13 protein-coding genes and 1 pseudogene are annotated in these 19,343 nt (G+C 69.6%); 2 read left to right on the forward strand and 12 right to left on the reverse strand.

The window, feature by feature from the left end; translation table 11 throughout:
- Positions 1–53: 53 nt before the first annotated feature.
- From idi to ACNHYB_RS10215, 7 genes are all read right to left on the reverse strand, one after another.
- Positions 54–644, reverse strand: coding sequence for an isopentenyl-diphosphate Delta-isomerase (idi, locus tag ACNHYB_RS10185; RefSeq protein WP_418275230.1), 591 nt, complete (start codon positions 642–644; stop codon positions 54–56).
- Positions 645–690: 46 nt separating this feature from the next.
- On the reverse strand, positions 691–2,244 hold the full coding sequence (locus tag ACNHYB_RS10190) for an HNH endonuclease (protein WP_418275231.1): 1,554 nt from the start codon (positions 2,242–2,244) through the stop codon (positions 691–693).
- A gap of 517 nt (positions 2,245–2,761) precedes the next feature.
- Entirely contained in the window at positions 2,762–3,427 is a 666-nt protein-coding gene (locus tag ACNHYB_RS10195; protein ID WP_418275232.1) for an MOSC domain-containing protein, read from the reverse strand.
- A 5-nt stretch (positions 3,428–3,432) separates the two neighbouring features.
- Entirely contained in the window at positions 3,433–4,920 is a 1,488-nt protein-coding gene (locus ACNHYB_RS10200; RefSeq protein ID WP_418275233.1) for an amino acid permease, read from the reverse strand.
- Between the two features lie 41 nt (positions 4,921–4,961).
- Positions 4,962–6,626, reverse strand: coding sequence for an ABC transporter permease (locus ACNHYB_RS10205; protein ID WP_418275234.1), 1,665 nt, complete (start codon positions 6,624–6,626; stop codon positions 4,962–4,964).
- Positions 6,623–7,606 (reverse strand): ATP-binding cassette domain-containing protein, encoded by a 984-nt coding sequence (locus ACNHYB_RS10210; protein ID WP_418275235.1) that lies wholly within the window; start codon positions 7,604–7,606, stop codon positions 6,623–6,625. Before ACNHYB_RS10210 ends, ACNHYB_RS10205 begins: the two co-directional genes overlap by 4 nt.
- Positions 7,603–8,328, reverse strand: a complete 726-nt coding sequence (locus ACNHYB_RS10215; RefSeq protein ID WP_418275236.1) for a TetR family transcriptional regulator — start codon at positions 8,326–8,328, stop codon at positions 7,603–7,605. The genes ACNHYB_RS10210 and ACNHYB_RS10215 overlap by 4 nt, the downstream gene beginning before the upstream one ends.
- A 75-nt stretch (positions 8,329–8,403) precedes the next feature.
- Here ACNHYB_RS10215 and ACNHYB_RS10220 point away from each other — a divergent pair.
- A pseudogene (locus ACNHYB_RS10220) lies at positions 8,404–8,892 on the forward strand (sulfatase-like hydrolase/transferase); the annotation flags it as partial.
- 284 nt (positions 8,893–9,176) lie between these two features.
- Here the strand turns inward: ACNHYB_RS10220 and ACNHYB_RS10225 are convergent.
- Genes ACNHYB_RS10225 through ACNHYB_RS10235 form a run of 3 tightly spaced genes read right to left on the reverse strand, consistent with a single transcriptional unit; the run spans position 9,177 to position 10,679 of the window.
- On the reverse strand, positions 9,177–9,563 hold the full coding sequence (locus ACNHYB_RS10225; RefSeq protein WP_418275237.1) for an L-rhamnose mutarotase: 387 nt from the start codon (positions 9,561–9,563) through the stop codon (positions 9,177–9,179).
- Positions 9,556–10,287, reverse strand: a complete 732-nt coding sequence (locus tag ACNHYB_RS10230) for a FadR/GntR family transcriptional regulator (RefSeq protein WP_418275238.1) — start codon at positions 10,285–10,287, stop codon at positions 9,556–9,558. Before ACNHYB_RS10230 ends, ACNHYB_RS10225 begins: the two co-directional genes overlap by 8 nt.
- A 2-nt stretch (positions 10,288–10,289) precedes the next feature.
- On the reverse strand, positions 10,290–10,679 hold the full coding sequence (locus ACNHYB_RS10235) for a sulfatase-like hydrolase/transferase (RefSeq protein WP_418275239.1): 390 nt from the start codon (positions 10,677–10,679) through the stop codon (positions 10,290–10,292).
- A gap of 170 nt (positions 10,680–10,849) precedes the next feature.
- Between ACNHYB_RS10235 and ACNHYB_RS10240 the strand changes: the two genes are divergently transcribed.
- On the forward strand, positions 10,850–11,551 hold the full coding sequence (locus ACNHYB_RS10240) for a GH39 family glycosyl hydrolase (protein WP_418275240.1): 702 nt from the start codon (positions 10,850–10,852) through the stop codon (positions 11,549–11,551).
- Between the two features lie 299 nt (positions 11,552–11,850).
- Here the strand turns inward: ACNHYB_RS10240 and ACNHYB_RS10245 are convergent, their stop codons facing one another.
- Both ACNHYB_RS10245 and ACNHYB_RS10250 read right to left on the reverse strand, forming a co-directional pair.
- Entirely contained in the window at positions 11,851–15,288 is a 3,438-nt protein-coding gene (locus tag ACNHYB_RS10245; RefSeq protein ID WP_418275241.1) for a hypothetical protein, read from the reverse strand.
- A gap of 213 nt (positions 15,289–15,501) precedes the next feature.
- Positions 15,502–19,149 (reverse strand): glycosyl hydrolase family 95 catalytic domain-containing protein, encoded by a 3,648-nt coding sequence (locus tag ACNHYB_RS10250; protein ID WP_418275242.1) that lies wholly within the window; start codon positions 19,147–19,149, stop codon positions 15,502–15,504.
- Between the last annotated feature and the right edge of the window lie 194 nt (positions 19,150–19,343).

Raw genomic sequence — 19,343 nt, forward strand, 5'->3', positions numbered from 1 at the left:
GACGGCGTCGAGTGGACGGCGTCGACCTGTCGCGACTGATCGGGCGGGTGGTCTCAGCGCAGGCCGAGCGCGTCCGCCAGGGTGCGGGCGCCGGGGGTCCGGTCCGCGGGCGGCACCGCGGCGAGCGCCTCGACCTGTTCCACCATCCAGGGGCTGAAGGCCCAGGGGGTCGCCCGGACGGCGGTCAGCACGTCTCGCGCCGGGGACCACGCCTCCTCGGCGACCTCGTCCGGGTTGGGCTCGACGTCGCCGACGACGCGTGCCACGTACACCGGGCAGATCTCGTTCTCGACCACGCCGGACGCGTCGACGGCCCGGTACCTGAACTCCGGCAGGGCGACGTCGATGTCCGTCACCCTGCCGCCCAGCTCGTGCGCCGCGTGCCGTACGAGGGAGTCCTCGACGCTCTCCGTCCAGCGCAGGTGCCCGCAGAACGAGTTGGTCCAGACTCCCGGCCAGGTGCGCTTGACCAGCGCACGCCGTGTGACGAGCAGGTTGTCGTCCGCGTCGAGCAGGTAGCAGGAGAACGCCAGGTGCAACGGCGTGTCGGTCGTGTGCACGTCGGCCCGGGGGACGGTACCGGTGCGGTTCCCGGCGTCGTCACAGGTGACGACGTGATCGGCGACGGCAGGGGTGTGCTCCATCCAGCCATCCTCACACGGTGCGGTTCGGGTCAGGGCGCACCCGAGCTCAGGGGCCCGGCTCTGCGGCGGGATCCACAGCGGGGTCTGCGCTGAAGTCCACCGCGAGGTCGGCGGTGGGTTCCGGGCGGTGCGGGGCCACCCGGTAGCGGTGACGGGTCGGCGACCGCCAGGTGGTCACGCCAGTCCTGGCGTCCCGCGCCACGGACCACCCGCCCATCGTGCGGGCACGGTGGTGCGTCCGGCACACGGCGTGCAGGTTGCCCCCGTGAGTCTGCGGGCCGTCCCGCCCGGGGTCGTAGGGGACCAGGTGGTCGAGGTCCCCTCGCGCGGCAGGAACGTGGCATCCGGGGAAGGTGCACGTCGTGTCGCGGGCGATCACGGCCGCCCGCAACGCGCGGCTCGGACGGTAGGCGCGCGACGAGAGGTCGGTGAGCACCCCCGTCGCGGGATCTGTGAGGATCCGCTGCCAGACGGCGTCCGGGTCGGCGGCGATCGCGCGCGCCATCCCCGCCGGGACGGGCCCGTAGCCGTCGAGGACGGCGGGCAGGTCGTCGACGCCGAGGAGGGTCGACGCCGCGATCGTCACCCGCACCGTCGCCGGCGCGAACGACGTGGCACGTGGAAGCCTGGACGGCGCGGACGGTGCCGGCGCGAACTCCCCGGACGGTGCAGGCGCGAGCTGTCCAGCCGGCAGCGGCGTCATGAGGCCTGATGGTGCGGGGGCGGATCGGCCGGCCGGTGCCCCAGCAGGCGTTCCGGCGCGCACGGGCACGGGCACGGGCACGGGCACGGGCACGGGCACGGGAGCACCGTCACTGTCCGTGGAGGCGACAGCCCCGGCGACGAGGGCGACGAGCGCGTCGGCCCGGCACTCGCCGAGACGACGCTGCTCCGCCGGGGCGCGGTGCATGGCGACGGCGAGTCCGTCGATCGCGGCGAAGGCGCGGACCGCGTCGTCGGCGGGCAGGTACGCGGTCAGGTAGGCCATGGCGTCGTCGACGGGTTCGAGCACGACGAAACGGTCACGCCGGCTCGCGGCATGGCGATCGGCGGCGCCCTCAGGGTCGACCGTGATCTCCGCGCGCCGGATACGGTCCCTGATCTGGCGCACGGTGAGGTGCTCGAGATCGGGGCGCATCTCCCGGATCACGGCACGGCGCTGGTCGTCGTCCAGGCGACCGGTCGCGGCGAGCACCTCGGCCTTGCGCCGATCGATGACACCGTCGGCCATCGCGTCGGCGATCTCGGGCAGGTGCGCAGCACCGTGCGCCACGGTGACGTGCTGCTCAGCCGCACGACGACCGAGCGCCAGCCGCGCGGCGACCTCGTCGACCACGAACTCGTGCTGCGCGGAGCCGCGGGTCCGGTCGAGCAGCTCGCCCAGTGCCCGTGCGGCACGGCCCTGAGCCCAGGCGCCGAGGCGTTCCCACGCGGCCAGCACCTCGACCAGGTCGTGGTCGCGCAGGTCGGCGACGTCGTAGGCCAGCAGGCCCGCGGCGACCCCGGGGGACGGCGCAGCATCGAGAAGGTCGAGGAGCGAGGGACCGGGCCGGGAGGCGCGACCCGACCCCGGACCACCCGCTGCGGGTTCATCGGCCACCGGGCCGCCTGACGCCGCGTCCGTCCCGACGTCGTTCGCACCGGCCTCCGGGCGCGTCCGGACTTTCCCGGGCTCGCGTGGCGCCAGGTCGGCGACCAGCGCGGCGAACTCCTGCTCGAGCGTCGAGTTGCAACCGTCCGGCGCACCAGCGCACGGCGCGCTGGGCCGTGGCCCCGACAGGAGCGCCACGCGTTCCACCGGGCCGCGGGCAGCAGATGTCGGTCCCGGTGCGATCGGGGCACTGACCGCACCGGGACCACCGGTTCGCCCATGACAAGACCCGGCGGCGTCGTCCGCCGGGGAGGAAGTGCCATGTTCGAACATGTGTTCGATCCTAACCAGGGTCGACGGCGCCGCGCAAGGGATTGGGATGCTCCACGTTCCACCAGCTCGCCCGTGCCGGCCGACCCCGCACCCGGTACCCCGCACCCCGCACCCCGCACCCCGCACCCGGTACCCGGTACCCGGTATCGCCCGCGGCCCGGCAGGCACGAGGTGCTGCGGTCTGCGAAGCCCTTCAGCGCGCGAGCGCCTTGGCGGTGCGCGAGTCCAGGTCCGCGCTCAACCGGATCTCGCCGTCGTCGGCGGCGCGTCGGAGCGCCCGTGCGAGCCGCGCCGACTCGGCGAACCCGGGGGCGCCGGCGTTCCAGGCGCCGAACCAGGCGGCCACGGTGACGCCGTGGCCGGGCGTCGAGACGACCTCCACGGCATCGCCCGCGCCCAGCTCGCCGGGCTCGACGACGCGCAGGTAGGCGCCGGTGCGGTTCGCCTCGGTGAAGCGTCGGACCCAGCGGGGCGGCGAGCCGAGCCGGCGCGCGAACGTCGCGCAGGGCGTGCGGGGCTGGCTGACCTCCAGCTGGGCGGAGCCGATGCGCCACCGCTCCCCGATGACCGCGCCGTTCACGTCGACGCCCTGCGTGCGCAGGTTCTCCCCGAAGAGCCCCGGAGGCACGTCGCGCCCCAGCTCGGGAGCGAAGAACGCCGCGTCCTCGCCCGCGTAGGCGTACACGGCCTGGTCCTCGCCGCCGTGGTTCGCCCGGTCGGCCTGCACGTCGGCGTACAGGCCGAGGCGACCGGCCCGCACCCGGCCCCCGACGGGACGCTTGTCGATGGCGGTGATCCCGACGGGGCCGCCGTCGGGCAGCAGCTGGTGGACACGACAGACCGCGAGGATCTCACCCATGGGCGTCATGCTGGCACATCGCGCGGGGCGTCCCGGCCGGTTGTACCCCGGCCGCGCCGTGCGCGCACCCTCCGACGCACCAGGTACGCCGCGAGGATGACGGCGACGACGCCGGCGGTCGCGACGAGCTGGGCGCGCGCGGCGTCGTCGGACAGCATGAGCACCACCAGCGCCGCGAGCGCGGCCAGCACCGTCCAGGTGAGCCACGGGTACCCCCAGGCGCGCAGCGCCATCGGTTCCCCTCGCTCGCGCGCCGCCGCCTCCAGGCGCGGGCGCAGCCGGAGCTGGGACACGGCCACCAGCACCCACACCACGAGCAGCACCGCGCCGACGGCGTTGAGCAGGATGGCGAGCAGGGTCTCGGGCAGCAGCCAGTTGAGCAGGACGGCGACGACGCCGAACGCCACGGACACCCAGACGGCCACCGCGGGGACGCCCCGGCGGGACACGCGCGCGGCAGCCGCGGGCGCGTCGCCGCGCCCGGCGAGGGAGAAGAGCATCCGGGACGTGCCGTAGATGTTGGCGTTGAACGCGCTGAGCAGCGCGATGACGACGACGACCTCCATGAGCCGCGCCGCGCCGTCGAACCCGGCCATCTGCAGGACGGTGACGAACGGGGAGGCGAGGTCGTCGGCGTCGTCCCACGGGATGAGGGCGACCATGATCGCGACGGACCCGATGTAGAAGGCCAGGATGCGCCACAGGATGGTGCGGGTGGCGCGCACGACGGCGGTGGCGGGGTCACGCGCCTCCGCGGCGGCGATGGTGACGATCTCGATGCCGCCGAACGCGAAGACCACCGTCAGCAGGCCTGCCGCGATCCCCGCCCAGCCGGCGGGGGCGAACCCGCCGTGCTCGTCCCAGTGGCCGAGCACCGAACCCTCGACCGGGACGACGCCCACCACGACGAGCACGCCCACGACGAGGAACCCCACGATCGCGGCGACCTTGATGAGCGCGAACCAGAACTCCGCCTCGCCGAAGTGACGCACCCCGACGAGGTTGATCGCCCCGAACACGGCGACCACGACGGCGGCCGCCGCCCACTGCGGCACGCCCGGCCACCAGCCGTGCACGATCTCGGCGACGCCGGTGATCTCGACGCCCAGCACCATGATGAGCATGAACCAGTAGAGCCAGCCGAGCAGGAACCCGGCCCAGCGCCCGAGCGCGGTCTCGGCGTACACGGAGAACGAGCCCGAGGCGGGCAGCGCGGCGGCCATCTCGGCGAGCATCCGCATCACCAGCACCACGAGGGCGCCCGCGATGGCGTAGCTGACGAGCACGGCCGGGCCGGCGGTGGCGATGCCGACGCCGGAGCCGAGGAACAGCCCCGCACCGATCGCGGAGCCGAGGCCCATCATCGTCAGGTGCCGGGTCTGCAGCCCGTGCGTGAGCGGTGCGCCGCCGGTCGGGGGGCCGGCCGGCTCGGTGCCGGGTTCGGTGCCGGTGCCGGGTTCGGTGCCGGCGCCGGGTTCAGGTGAGTTCGTCACCGCCCCACGCTAGCCCGACCCGGAGCCCGGGCCCCGGCGGCTCATCCCGTCTGCAGGTCGCGTCGACGGAAGCCGACGAAGCCGAGCACCACCAGGACGGCCGCCACACCCCACAGCAGGGCCACGTCACCGGCCGAGAAGTCGCCGGAGAAGGCGTCGGGCACCCAGTCGAACGGCGAGATCCTGTACGCCCAGTCCGGGAGGTCGAAGAGCCCGCCGAACATCCCGACGATCAGCGCGTACGCCACCAGGGCCCAGCCGAGGCCGGTCAGGCGCGGCGCCCACCCGTACAGCGCCACCACGAGCCCGACGAACACGGCGAGCGCCGCCAGGTACGTCCACACCACGACGGTGTAGTCCCCGAACGACTGGTCGTCCCAGCCGACGACGACGGCGCCCAGCCAGGTGGCGTAGACGCTGACGGCGAGGAGCACGGTGGTGCCGATCGCGGCGACGGCGACCTGCGCGCCGAGCCAGCGGGTGCGCCCGACGGGGTGGGAGAACATGATCTCGCCGCGGCCGGAGGTCTCCTCGGCCTTGGGCCGCTGGGTCATGACGACGGCGTACCCGGCGCAGCAGAGCGCCGCGAACATGATCATCACGGCCAGGAACGAGACGGAGAGCTGGGAGGGGTCGGCGCCGAAGATCTGCTGGGCGGCGGCGTTGTCGGCGACGAGGTCGTCGATCATGGTGCCGATCTCGGGCATGAGGGTGCCGGTGGCGAACCACATCAGACCCAGACCGAGGCAGCTCCACAGCAGCGCGCCGCGCTGCTGCAACCAGGTGAGGGCGAAGGGGCCGCGCAGGCTCGCGCGGGCCTCGGGGCGGCCGGGCCGGGAGCGCAGCAGGGCGCCGCCGAAGTCCCGGTGCGAGGCGAGGACGGCGGCGATCCAGAGCAGCGCGACGATCGCGACGACGCTCAGGGCGGCCGGCCACCAGCGCAGGTCGACGAAGGCCCGCATCTGCTGGGCCCACGCGATCGGCGAGAACCACGACAGCGTCGACCCGCCGAGCTCGCGCATGTCACCGGCGGCCCGCACGACGAACGCGGCGCCGAACACGGCCAGGCTGATCCCCAGGGCGCCCCGCGCGTGCTCGGTGACCTGGCAGGCCACGAGGGCGACCGCGCCGAACACCATGGCGCTGAGCCCGGAGCCGACCGTCATGGCGAACGAGTCGGTGACGGCCAGGTCGCCCACGGCGACCATCGACAGGGCGGACAGCACGGCGATGACGGTCTGGGCGAGCAGGAGGGTGAGCACGGCGGCCACGGCGTGGGCGTGGCGTCCGACGACGGCGGCGCGCACGAGCTCGGAACGGTTCGACTCCTCCTCGGTGCGGGTGTGCCGCACGACGTGCAGGATCGACAGGACGGCGAGGGCCAGCACCACCCAGGTGATGCCCTCGTTCGCCATGGCCACCCCGGTCGTGTAGTGGTCGATCCCGTAGCCGGGCCCGCCCATGACGATGCCGGCAGGGGTCTCCATGACCGTGGCGCGGGCCTGCTGGGCGGCCTCGTCGGCGAACACGGTGTCGAGGGCGAAGGTGAAGTAGGCGTAGAAGGCGACCATCGAGGCCGACCAGACGGTGAGGCGCACGCGGTCGCGACGCAGCATGAACCGCACGAGCGCCCCGGTACCGGTGAGGGTGCTCCCCCGGGCGAGGTCGGTCCGGGGTGCGGCGGGCGCGGCGGCGGCGGCGGTCATCGTGCACCGGCCTCGCTCGCCGGGGCGGCGCCGTCGTGGGAGGTCTCGGCGAGGTCGTCGCCGTAGTGGCGCATGAAGAGCTCCTCGAGCGACGGGGGCGCGGCGGTGAAGGCGTGCACGCCGAGGCCGGAGAGCACGGTGAGCACCTCGCCCATCCGGGCGCCGTCGACGTCGAACGTGACGCGCGTGCCGGTGGCGTCGGGGTGGGTGACGACGTCGTGCACGCCGGTGATGCGTCCGACGGCGGCGGGGTCGCCGTCGACGACGGCCGTCACGTTGGTGCGGGTGAGGTGCCGCAGCTCGTCGAGCGTGCCGGACTCGACGGCCCGGCCCGCGCGGATGATCGTCACGGTGTCGCAGACCTTCTCGACCTCGGACAGGATGTGGCTGCTGAGCAGCACGGACGTGCCGCGCTCCTTGGCCTGGCGCACCTGCTCGGTGAACACGGCCTCCATGAGGGGGTCGAGCCCGGAGGTGGGCTCGTCGAGGATGAGCAGCGGGACCTCGGTGGCGAAGGCGGCGACGAGGGCGACCTTCTGCCGGTTGCCCTTGGAGTAGGTGCGGGCCTTCTTGGTGGGGTCGAGCTCGAACGCCTCCAGCAGCTCCCGCTTGCGCTTCGTGTCGGGCTTGCCGCGCAGCCGGGAGAGGAAGTCGATGGCCTCGCCGCCGGTCAGGTTCGGCCACAGGGTGACGTCGCCGGGCACGTACGCGAGGTGCCGGTGCAGGGCGACGGCGTCTCTCCAGGGGTCTCCGCCCAGCAGGTGGGCCACCCCGGACGTCGGGCGCAGCAGCCCGAGCAGGACACGTATGGTGGTGGACTTGCCCGCCCCGTTGGGGCCGAGGAACCCGGCGACCTCCCCGCGGGGCACCGTCAGGTCGAGGCCGTCGAGCGCGCGGGTGGGGCCGAAGTGCTTGTGCAGGTCGTGGATCTCGATGGCGGGTGCGGGCGTGTCCGGCCCGGTGGTCGACGTGGTGGTCATGGCTCCTCGTTCGTGGTCCGGGTGGTGTGCTCGGGGTCGGGTCCGCCGGCCGCGGGCGGGTCGCCGACGTAGAGCAGGTAGTCGTCGAGCATGCGACGGTCGGTGAGGAAGCCCTGGGTGAAGAGCTCGATCGTGGGCAGCCGCTGGTCGGCCAGGTAGGTGCGCACGGCCGCGTTGATGTCGTCACCCGGCGGGTCGAGCGTCATGGCGAGCGACAGCGCACCGAGGGAGGACAGCACGAGGTAGCGGACCCGCGCCTCCTCGTCGACGCTCGGACGGGCGATGCCCGCGGCGACTGCCTCGGCCGTGTAGACCTGCGCGTCGTCGACCATGTGCTGCACGAACGCGCGGGCGACCTCACCCCCGGCCTGCAGGGAGCGCACGACGTATCCCAGGAGTGGTGCGTACTCGTCGACCTCCGCCAGGACCTGCAGGAGCTGTCCGCCGGTGGCCCGCCCCATGTTCTGGCGCTTGGACTCGACGATCCAGGCGAGCACGTGCTCGTCGCAGACGCGGTGCAGGGCGTCCTTGGAGCCGAAGTGGTGGATCACGAGGGCCGGGCTCACGCCCGCGTCCGCGGCGACGGCGCGGACCGATGCCGAGAATCCCGAACGTGCGAAGCGCAGCACCGCGGCGTCGCGGATGCGCTCCCGCGTGCTGCCGTCCGACGCCGGCCGCGCGGCCGGCTCGACCGACGGTTCGTCGCGCTGGGCTGAACTCATGTTCAACAGGCTAAACAGGTGTTCAGCGTCCCGCAAGCATCCGGGAAGGACTGGTGCATCGAACGCGGCGGCTCCATGGTCGACGCCGACGGCCGCCACCTCACGGAGGTCTTCACCACCGAGGCCGTCGACTTCGTGCGGCGCCACCGCCAGGAACCCTTCTTCCTCCATCTGGCCGACAACGCGCCGCACTATCCGCTCCAGGCCCCCGAACGCCTCGTCGAACGGTTCCGCACCCCCGGTCGCACGCGCGCCGTCGCCACCATCCACGCGATGCTCGCCATGGTCGACGAGGGAGTGGAACGCCTCCTGGCCGAGGTGGACCGGCTGGGCCTGACCGACCACACGATCGTGATGTTCACCAGCGACAACGGTCCCGAGGCCAACGGCACCGGCGAGGACGCCACCCACCGGTTCAACGCCGGGATGCGGGGCTCCAAGACCCACGTCTTCGAGGGCGGCATCCGGGTCCCGCTGATCATGCGCCGGCCCGACGGCCTCCCGACCACCGGCGAGTCCTCCGACCTCGTGCACTTCGTGGACTGGCGGCCCACCCTCGCCGCAGCGGCCGGGGTGACGCCGGCGACCGACAGCTCGACGGTTCCGACGCCTGGTCACGGCTGCGCGGCGAGGGAGCGGGCCCGGGAGCACGGTTCTGGCAGTGGACCCGCTACGTCCCCGAGAGGGAGTCAAACTGCGCGATGCGTGACGGACGATGAGCGACGCGGTCAGCGTGTGGTTCGAGGACGTCGAACGGTCCCGGCACGCCGGCGCCGCGAGGTAGCGGGGCCCGGGGTCCCGGGGGCGGGTCCCGCCGTGCGGCGCCCGCGCCCCCGGAACCGTCGGACTCAGTCCGCGTGGAAGATCTCCGGGACCTCGTGCCACCACTCGCCCTCGGCACGGTCGTCCAGAGGGCGCTGCAACGGATTCACCACGGACCACCACTCCTGCGTCACCGGGTCGGCGGCGATCCCGGCCATGTCCGCCTCGTAGTCGTCCCCGACGTACTCGAGGTAGGAGAAGAGCAGGTCGCCGTACCGGTAGATGGAGTAGTTGCGCACCTGGTGACGGCGCAGCGCGGCGAGCACGCCCGGCCATGCCTCACCGTGGTAGCGCTCGTAGGCCTCGCGGTTCTCCGGCGGCAGCCCGATCACGGACGCGACACGCCGGACGTTCGCGCCGTCCTCCTGCTCGCTCGTCGCGGACGGAACCTCCTGGTGCGGGATCTCAGGCATCGTCGTCTGCGCTCTCCTTGTCGTCGTCGCCGTCGTCCTGGTCCGGGTGCCACCGGGAGGCACCGCGCAACCACGACTCGACACCGGCGATGTGCGCCGTCATCAGTGCCGCGGCGAGATCCGGGTCACCGGCCCGCACGGCGTCGAGGATCGCGCGGTGCTCGGCCAGGGTCCGTTCCACCGAACCGCCCTGCGACAGCCCGCGCCACACCCGCGCCCGGACCGTGCTGCTCGAGAGCGTGTCGAGCATCCCGGACAGGTAGCGGTTGGACGCCGCCGAGGCGATCTCCCGGTGGAACTCCGTGTCGTGGTCGACCAGGTTGTCGACGCTGGAGGCGTCCTTCGAGCTCTCCGCGATCGCCTCGAGACGCTCGATCAGCTCCGGGGTGGCGCGGGTGGCCGCTGACCGCGCCGCAGCCGACTCCAGGATGCGCCGGACCCCGAACATCTCCAGCAGGGTGGCGTCGTCGTGGATGTCCACGAGGAAGCCGATCCCCTCCAGCAACAGGCTCGGCTCGAGGCTCGTGACGTAGGTGCCGTCGCCCCGCCGCACGGCCAGCACGTTGATGGTCTCGAGCGACTTCACGGCCTCGCGCAGCGAGTTGCGGGACACGCCCAGCCGCTCGCCGAGCTCGCGCTCCGGGGGCAGCCGGTCCCCCGGACGCAGCTCGCCGAACTGGATCATCCGCTTGATGGCGCCGATCGCGTTGTCGGTCTGGGACATGGTCACTGTTCCCCCTCCACGACGACGAGGCAGTGCCCGGCGTCGAACGACACGGTGCTGCGAACATAGCCGTCCGCGACCTCGAAGGGGAGATCGGCACCCGCGAGCGTGCGCACCCGACGCGGCGCCACGTCGTCGACCCGCACCGCCACCTCGACGCCGACCGCGGGCACCTGGTCCAGCACCGTCTCCACGTCCGCCTGCGTCCGGCGTGACGGGAGGTAGCTGGAGGAGCGCGCGTCGTCGAACCGCACCCCGTCCCGTGCCATCGCGTCCATGCGCGGCGTGGGGATCGCGGTGGCCTCGTAGCAACCCCGGTCTCCCCAGCCCATGTCGTCGAACAGGATCAGGACGACGTTCGGTCGCGCGCTGCGTTGCACGGCGGTGCTCATGGGCGCATGATAGACATGGGATGTCTCATCGAGCAAAGTTCCCCGTCGCCCCCGGATGCGGGTCTCGATGCGCCGGCCCCCGCCCGTCAAAGATAGGACATCTGATCATGGTCGATCTCCGCGCCACCGCGGACGGACCTGGCGAGCACTTCTCCCACCACTGAACCCGCGTGGTCGGGGCGGGCCGCGCCAACGAGGGGCTCCGCGCCGACTGGCAGTCCCAGCTCCGCGAGGTCGTCGAGGTCCAGGGATTCCGCTACGTGCGCTTCCACGGGCTCTTCCACGACGACATGTTCGTCTACCGCGAGAACGCCGACGGCGCCGTCGAACCGTCCTTCCAGTACGTCGACCTGCTGTTCGACGCCCTCCTGGACGCCGCAATCCGCCCGTTCGTCGAGCTCGGCTTCATGCCGCGCGAGATCGCGACCCAGACCGCGACCGCGTTCTGGTGGGGAGCCCACGGGTCCCCGCCCACGGACTTCGACAAGTGGGAGCAGCTGGCCGCTCGCACCGTCGAGCACTGGCGCGACCGCTACGGCATCGACGAGATCCGCACCTGGTACTACGAGGTCTGGAACGAGCCCGACCTGCGCCCGTTCTTCTCCGGCACCAAGACGCAGTACCCGGACATGTACGCACGGGCCGTGCGGGCCGTGAAGGCCGTCGACCCCCACCTGCGCGTCGCAGGCCCCGCCACCAGCAACTTCGTGCCGGACACCCGGTTCGACGGCGAGACCGAGGACACGTCTGCACAGGCCGACACGCTCTCCGCCGACGATCTGGACACCCTCGACCGGCAGCCGGTCTGGCTCCAGGAGTTCCTCGACGTCGCGCACCGGGACCTGCTCCCCGTCGACTTCGTCTCCTCCTAGCCCTACCCCACCGACTGGGCCTTCGACGAGCACGGGCAGGGAGCACGCCTGACCCGCGGCGTGGACGCCACTCCCACAGACCTCCGGTTGCTCCGCAAGATCGTCGACGCCGGTCCGTTCCCGAACGCCGAGATCCACCTGACCGAGTGGTCGTCGTCGTCGAGCTCGCGCGACCGGACCCACGACTACCCCCGGGGCGCGACCTACGTCTTCACTCGATGTCTTCCACAGAGGTCGGGCGTCCTCGGTTCCCGGACTCGTGAGTCCGGGAACCGAGGACGCCCGACGGGACGGTCAGGTCAGTTCAGGGTGAACTCCACGGTGGAGGAGTTGCCCGCCACGTCGAACACCCTCAGGACGTTCTCGCCCTGCACGGCACCGAACGTGCCCGGCGTCAGGAAGTTCACGTCCGACCACCGGTCGTCCGACAGATCCTTGACCGCGCCGTTGACCTCGACCCGATCGACCAGCCCGGCATCGAACAACTTGAAGCTGACCATCTCGTACGGACCGGCACCGACCGTGAACCGGTCACCAGACTTGACCGTCACCCGCGGAGCCGTGCCATCGACCGAGAACTCCCTCGACCCCGTCCGCGAGACGTTGCCGGCCAGATCATGAGCGTTGAACCTCACCACGTAGTCCCCGTCCGGCAACGACACCTGCGCCGTGTGCGAACCCGACGTGGCACCGTCAGCCACCGCCGACTGCGTGCTCCTGACGAGCTCGCCGTCCTGGTAGATGTTCGCCACGATCCGCTCCAACCCGACGTCGTCCGTGGCATCCACCTGCACCGACAGCTCCGCAAACGGACCCACCGACCCCGGCGACACCAACTCCACCACCGGACGCACCACATCCTGCGGCGCCTGCGTCTCCGACTCCGGGTGCGTTCGGAACCCGTCGACGATCATGTAGCTGCCCGACTTCATGACTCCTCTGATGGTGTGCACCCCGGGAGCCAGGTCGCTGACCGAGAGCACCGTCTGCTGGTGCACGCGAGTCGGGTTGTGGAACGACTGCGTCGTGTGAAGTTCGCCGTCGATGCTGATGTCGACATCGCCGAGATCCCTGTTGATCTGCGAGACCACGTCGATCCCCGTGCCGTGGAAGGTCAGCTCCCACGAGTCGCCATGGTTCTGGGTCGCGTCGATGTCTTGGAGCCAAGCACCCTTGCCGCCGCTCGTCAGGTTGCGCCAGAGCCAGGTCTCTTCGGTCGCTGGCGCCGCCGTCTCGTAGACCACACCCGACGTGTTGTTCAGCAGCTCCGGCTCGGTCGGCTTGGTCAGCGAAACAGTCACGTCGGTAGACCCTCTGCGCACGTCAAGAGTGATCGCTCCGCCGGCGGGGAGGGTGTTGTACTCCTGCCAGAACGAGTTGCGCTCCTCGGTGATCTCGATCCCGTTGATCGTCCGGACGAGGTCGTCGACCTGCAGTCCCGCGTCCGCAGCGACACTGCCGTCCGGGACCGCGACAAACCGAACACCCTTCGAGTCGGAGATGGCGTAGGACGACTGTTCCGCGAGGGTGGTGATGTTGTCGATGTCGGCGCCCCAGAGCTTCCCGACGAACTGGCGACGCTGCACCTCGATGGGATCGACCTCATTCGACCCCGAAGGCAGGACGGCGGCCGGGAGCAACGGGGCACCTGGCACCCCGAATCCTGTCATCGGAATGTTCTGGTATCCCAGTCCGATCGCGGGCGACGTCTCGGAGACCGTGAAGTCGTAGTCGCCGGCAGGGTCGGGGCTCGTGAACTCCGGGGCAGCCACGACGGAGTTGCGGTCCATGCCGTCGGCATACCAGGTTGTCGCGGTGTTGAGCGTCTCCCCATCTGTTGAGAGTTGCTCATTCACACCCGGGCGCGGCCTGATGTTGATCTCCGATCCCGCATTCCAGAAGAGATTTCTGTCAATCTCGTACGCAGCAAGATCCGGAACAGTGTTCACATTATGATAGGGCTGCTCTCCGAGGGTGACGTTGTGACGGATCTCGTCGCCGTTCGGCTGATAGCTGACCTGTTCGAACGTCGTCCCGTCAAGGATCAAGTTATTCTGCAACGTCCGGTCGAAGCCGTCACGGAGCTTGACCCCTCCCTTCAGCAGCACGTTGTTCGTCATAACGAAGTTCGACGATCCGTCATCGAGGTCGATAGCCCAGTCGCCGTCGTGCCAGAACCTGTTGTGGTCGATGACGATGGGCTCGATGGTGTCGAGTTTCGCCATCTCTCGCGCCTGCTCCGCCGTCAACTCCCCACCGGTGTTGCCCATGAACGTCACACCATCGGCCAGGCTCGCGAACGAGTCGTTCCTTGCGCCCGTCTGCCAGAATCGACTGCGCCCCCAAGCATTGATCGAACCGTTGTCCCCGGTCTCGTTGACGCAGTCGAAGATGTCGTTGTCCTGGATGAGGTGACCACCCCAGGTCGTGTCCGAGAAGTTGAGGCAAGCCCTCGGGCTGTCAGACATCGAGTTGCCGCGAACCGTGATGTCGAGCGCCATCGAGATGTTGACCGACGAGGTCTGCTTCTCGTAGCGACCGTGGTTGCTCATGACGTTGCCCTCGATGAGAACGTCGCGAGGGTAGTCCTCGGTCTGCGGCCCGGCTTCCAGATCGGTGATGTCCGGGGTGATGAAGTAGTTGCCCGCATAGTCACGAACCGCGTCGGGAGAGCCGACGACGTGCACATCGGTGGCACCGTTGTCCACGAAGGTGTTCGCCAGGATCTCGGTGCGATCGTTGTGACCGTCCAGGAAGACGGCATTACCTCCGAGCGCAGTGAACTCGGATTCAGAGACGGAAACGTCTCGGGTGTTCTTGATCGTGAGCGCCCCCTTGCGGACCACCGACCAGTCACCGCGCGAGAGCCCCTCGAAGGTGCTGTTGAACAGAGTGCGGTGCGTCCGCTCGAAGGCCAGGTTCTCGAACGAGATGTCGTGGAGGGGATCCTCCGCGGACGCCCCCTCCAGGACGATGATCTCGTCGAGCTCGCCGACCTCCACGGTCGCCTCGTTGAGGTCGACATCCGCGGCCGGCCGGAGGTAGAGCCTGCCCGCGTCACGATCGAGGTACCACTCGTTCGTGACGTCGAGCTCCTCACGGATGTTCTCGACCAACACGGCGTTGGAGTCCATGGGACGCTCTTCGTCGCAGTTCTGGGGACGGTTGTTGTCCCCCACGAAGTCGAGCTGCAGCCCGTCACTGCTGCGCCCCTCGATCGTGAACGACACACTTCCCCAGTCTCGGCAGTGCATCGCCCGGACGTATCCCGTCGTCGGGTCCGCCCAGTCCTCTGCTCGGGAGTTGAGTGTCGCCATCGTCGTCGTTCCCTCGAGGCGGTTCGCCGCCTCGTCGAAGTTCGGGAAACGCGCCATCACCTGTCGGGACTCGTCGACGAAGAGCTCGTCGAAGTCGATCCCTGCCGGCACGTCGGTCACCATGACGTCGGGATCGTCGGCACTCGGGGCCCACGTCCCTGTCAGCTGCCGACCTCCGTTGATCGTGGCGCCCTCGCCTGCGCCTACCCAGCGCACCGGGGCGTCCGCGCTTCCCGAGTCAGCGTTGCTGAACGTGAGCGTCTCGTCGAGGTAGTAGTCACCCTCCGCGAGCTCCACCGTGACGGGTACGCCACCCGGTAGGGCCTCACGCACGAGTTCTTTCGCTCGGCCGAGTGTCCGTACCGACTCCGTGGCGGACCCTCCGTCGGCGGAGTCGTCACCATCCGGCGAGACGTGCACCGTGACTGCGTCGTCGGCCTGCGCAGGAACTGCGGTGAAGGACGACAGTGCCAGCGCGGCGAGGGCCCCACCGGCGGTGGATCGCCAGAGGCGCCGTCTGGGCACGGGGTTTCCCCGCATGGATGAAGCTGACGTAATCATCGTGCGAACTCCCTTGTTCGTTTCTGAATCGACTTTCTTCGGTCATCGTCGAGCGGCTCACGGGCCGTGGGGTCAGTCCAGGGTGAACTCCACGGTGGAGGAGTTGCCCGCCACGTCGAACACCCTCAGGACGTTCTCGCCCTGCACGGCACCGAACGTGCCCGGCGTCAGGAAGTTCACGTCCGACCACCGGTCGTCCGACAGATCCTTGACCGCGCCGTTGACCTCGACCCGATCGACCAGCCCGGCATCGAACAACTTGAAGCTGACCATCTCGTACGGACCGGCACCGACCGTGAACCGGTCACCAGACTTGACCGTCACCCGCGGAGCCGTGCCATCGACCGAGAACTCCCTCGACCCCGTCCGCGAGACGTTGCCGGCCAGATCATGAGCGTTGAACCTCACCACGTAGTCCCCGTCCGGCAACGACACCTGCGCCGTGTGCGAACCCGACGTGGCACCGTCAGCCACCGCCGACTGCGTGCTCCTGACGAGCTCGCCGTCCTGGTAGACGTTCGCCACGATCCGCTCCAACCCGACGTCGTCCGTGGCATCCACCTGCACCGACAGCTCCGCAAACGGACCCACCGACCCCGGCGACACCAACTCCACCACCGGACGCACCACATCCTGCGGCGCCTCGTCGTCCGTCGAGCCGAAGATCTGCACCTCGGCCAGGTGGAGCGCGACGCTGGTGCCCTCGTTGACTCCGGTCAACTGGACCCGCACGTACCGAGCGTCACGGTCGATGTCGAACGACGCCGTCGGATCGGGCACCTCCTCGTAGTACGTGGCGTCGACACCCGGCTGATCCAACACGTCGTCCAACGATCCCGAGACGAACGGCTCGTCCGAGACGAGCACGTAGAACTCCTTCGTACGCTGCGCCGGGACGGGCTTGGTACGGTTCCAGATCTTGATCTCATCGATCTGTCGCACCTCGCCCAGGTCCACCTGCCACCACGGCTGATCCTCGAAGTCCGTGTGGCTGTGCGTGTCCTCGCTGGTGTCACCGTCGAGCGCGAGCTCAGGGACCCCACCGAACCGCGTCGAAGACTGGGACGCGGTTCCCGTAAAGATCGGACGGTCGTCCACGGCCTCCTCCTCGGGCAGCAGTCGCACCGTCGTCGCACCGTCGCTCTGACGCCCGTCCGGCGACACCGCGACGACCCGCAACGTCATCTGGTCGATCTCGTCGAGATCGGCGGCCGCATAGGTGAAGGCGGTCTGCGTGATGTCGGTGGCGACTGTCTCGTAGTCCGGCGCGCTACCGACGGCACGGTAGAGCGTGTAGGACTCCGCTTCCGGGCTGGACGTCCAGGACAGTTCGACCTCGTCCCGCTGGTCGTCCACGACCGTCAGGCCGGCGGGCGCCGTGACGTGGGACGCCGGGGGGATGTCGGTGACGGTGAGGGTCTGGCCCGAAACGGTCTCGACCTGGATGAGGTCATCTCCGTCGGCCACGACCTCCACGGGATGTCCATCGGCGGTCTGCACCACAGCATCTGCGATGTTGGGGTAGTCCAGCGTGAGCGTCCCACCAGATTTGGCAAGAACGTCGAACTGGTCGGCATGACCTGCCGACCATTCCGCCGACACCTCGAAGTTGCCGCGCGCAAGCATGCCCTCGAACCTGCCCTCCGACCATTCGTCGGGAAGCGCGGGCAACGGTGACACGACGTCATCGTGGCTCTGCAGCAGCATGTCGGCCACGCCGGCCGTCGCACCGTAGTTCCCGTCGGCCTGGAACAGCACGCCGCTCAACCGGTGGTTGTTGAACAGGTTGTGCATGAAGTGGTTCTGGAGGAGGTCCTGGTAGTAGCTGTAGGCCTCGTTCCCGTCCTGGACCTTCGCCCAGAGGCTGATCCGCTTCGCCTGTGCCCACCCGATGCCGCTGTCGGCACCGCGACCTTCCAGGCTCACCTCGGCTGCGTCCAGCCAGGCGGGTGTGTCGCTCGAGATCAGCTGGCCCGGCGACATACCGAGGAGGTGCGAGATGTGGCGGTGCTCAGGATCCCCGAACTCGCCGTAGTACTCCTCCTCGCGAAACTCCTTGATCTGGCCCGACGCGCCGACCTGGATCGGGTCGAGGAGCGGGAGCTGGTCGTCCAGCGTGCTCAGGCGACTGTCGGACCGGCCGAGGATCTCGGCCGCCTTCAGCGTGTTGAGGTGTGTCTCGTAGATCATCTGCTGATCGAACGTCGTCCCGATCGTGTTCCGGGGAAGCTGCTCCGGGGACGACGACGGGTTCGCCAGCAAGTATCCGTCGTGCTCCTGGACGAACCTCGACATGAAGTTGGCCTGACCGTAGAGCGTCGGGTAGACGATGTCTTCGAGGATCTGTTCGTCCTGCGTGTAGTCGTAGTAGTCCCAGAACATCAGGCTGATCCAGCCGCCCGTTCCGAACCCGGCCACGGCCGACTTGCCCGGGACGTCGTACGGCGCTGCCCAGAAGGGCCCCGACCAGCCGTTGTCGCCGCCCGGGTCCAGCTGATCCGGGTTGTACTGGTCGATATACTCCGTGGCGTACTCCTGCTGCCTCGGCTCGAACGCCTCGAAGAAGCCGGTGTAGGACTCGAACAGCTCAGGCATGTTGGTGGGGAAAGCCGGCGAGTACGCCATCTCAAGATTGAGATCGTGCAAGTAGCGCGATCCCCACGGCGGGTTCTCGTAGACGTTCCAGATTCCCTGGAGCGTCGGCGGCAACGTACCCGCCCTCGACGAGGAGATCAGCATGTACCGCCCGAACTGGAAGGCCAGCTCTTCGAGGTACGTACTGGGCGTGCCTTCGCGGTAGGCATCGACCAGGTCGTCCGTGGGCATGGCGGGTTGTTCGCTGCCGAGGTCGAGGCTCATCCGGTCGTAGAGCTCGGTGTAGTCGTCCTGGTGTGCCGCGAGGAGTTCCTCATAGCTCTTCGACGCCGCCTCGGCGAGGTACTCCGTCACCTTGTCGTGCGGGTGGGGGAAGCCCTCGAGCTTGTCGAGCCGGTCCTCCTCGAGGACTACCTGGGGATCGGACTCGTAGTTCGTCCCGGCGGCGAAGAGAACGATGGCACTGTCCGCGTCGGTGACGGAGATCGTTCCGTTGTCGCCGGCCCCGTCATTGTTTGCTTCCAGGGTTCCGCCGTCGGGGATGACCTTGAACTGCCCTTCGAACTCGACGCCGTAGTACTCCATCACACCGGACATCGTGATGGTGTCGTCGGCAGCCACCACCGTTCCGCTCTTGCCCCGGTTGTCACCGGGTTCGTTGCGGTACTCCCTCAGGAACGGGATGGTGGGACGGAGCGTGAAGGAGAGCTCGCCTGCTTCGGACGCGCTGAGGCGCATCGCCAGCACCTTGTCGGGATAGCTGGTGAAGTACTCCCGCGAGAAGTCGACGCCATCGTGCGTGTACTGAACGCGGGAGACGCCCTCGTCCAGGACGAGTTCACGCTCGTAGTCGCTGGTCCCTTCATGGCCGAAGTCCAGGTAGACCTCCGCGAAGCTGTTGAGACCACCGGGCCTCTGTCCACCGCCCTCGATCGAGTCGTAGAGGCTGTTCTCCGTGATCTGCAGGCGCTCCGTCTCGGTGCCGCCGAAGAGGTTGACACCCATGTACCCGTTGCCCATGGCAAGAGACCGGTCGGCCCAGCCGTCGTCGGTGTCGGGGGCAGGCTCGTCGTACCAGAGCCGCAACTCGGTCGCGCCCTCCGCCGAGTCGGCGACGAGCCTCACCGGCTCCGGCCCCGGTGGGGCCGGAGCGAACGACAAGCCGGCAGCTGCGGTAGCAAGCGCCACGCCGAGCGCCAGTGCGCTCTGAACTTTGACTAGCACAGTTCCTCCTTGAGCTGTGAAAGATCCGACGTCAGCGTCGATACATAGGATGTCTAACCCCCAGTAGATCCATGCGATCGGCGCCTGTCAAGGTC

Origin of the sequence: Isoptericola jiangsuensis (assembly GCF_048320105.1) — a bacterium.
Classification (GTDB): Bacteria; Actinomycetota; Actinomycetes; order Actinomycetales; family Cellulomonadaceae; genus Isoptericola; species Isoptericola jiangsuensis_A.

Bases quoted from the DNA above. Each gene is read 5' to 3' on its own strand.
- idi (WP_418275230.1), bottom strand. From the start codon at position 644: ATGGAGCACACCCCTGCCGTCGCCGATCACGTCGTCACCTGTGACGAC.
- ACNHYB_RS10205 (WP_418275234.1), bottom strand. From the start codon at position 6,626: ATGACCGCCGCCGCCGCCGCGCCCGCCGCACCCCGGACCGACCTCGCC.
- ACNHYB_RS10235 (WP_418275239.1), bottom strand. From the start codon at position 10,679: ATGAGCACCGCCGTGCAACGCAGCGCGCGACCGAACGTCGTCCTGATC.
- ACNHYB_RS10210 (WP_418275235.1), bottom strand. From the start codon at position 7,606: ATGACCACCACGTCGACCACCGGGCCGGACACGCCCGCACCCGCCATC.
- ACNHYB_RS10225 (WP_418275237.1), bottom strand. From the start codon at position 9,563: ATGCCTGAGATCCCGCACCAGGAGGTTCCGTCCGCGACGAGCGAGCAG.
- ACNHYB_RS10215 (WP_418275236.1), bottom strand. From the start codon at position 8,328: ATGAGTTCAGCCCAGCGCGACGAACCGTCGGTCGAGCCGGCCGCGCGG.
- ACNHYB_RS10230 (WP_418275238.1), bottom strand. From the start codon at position 10,287: ATGTCCCAGACCGACAACGCGATCGGCGCCATCAAGCGGATGATCCAG.
- ACNHYB_RS10195 (WP_418275232.1), bottom strand. From the start codon at position 3,427: ATGGGTGAGATCCTCGCGGTCTGTCGTGTCCACCAGCTGCTGCCCGAC.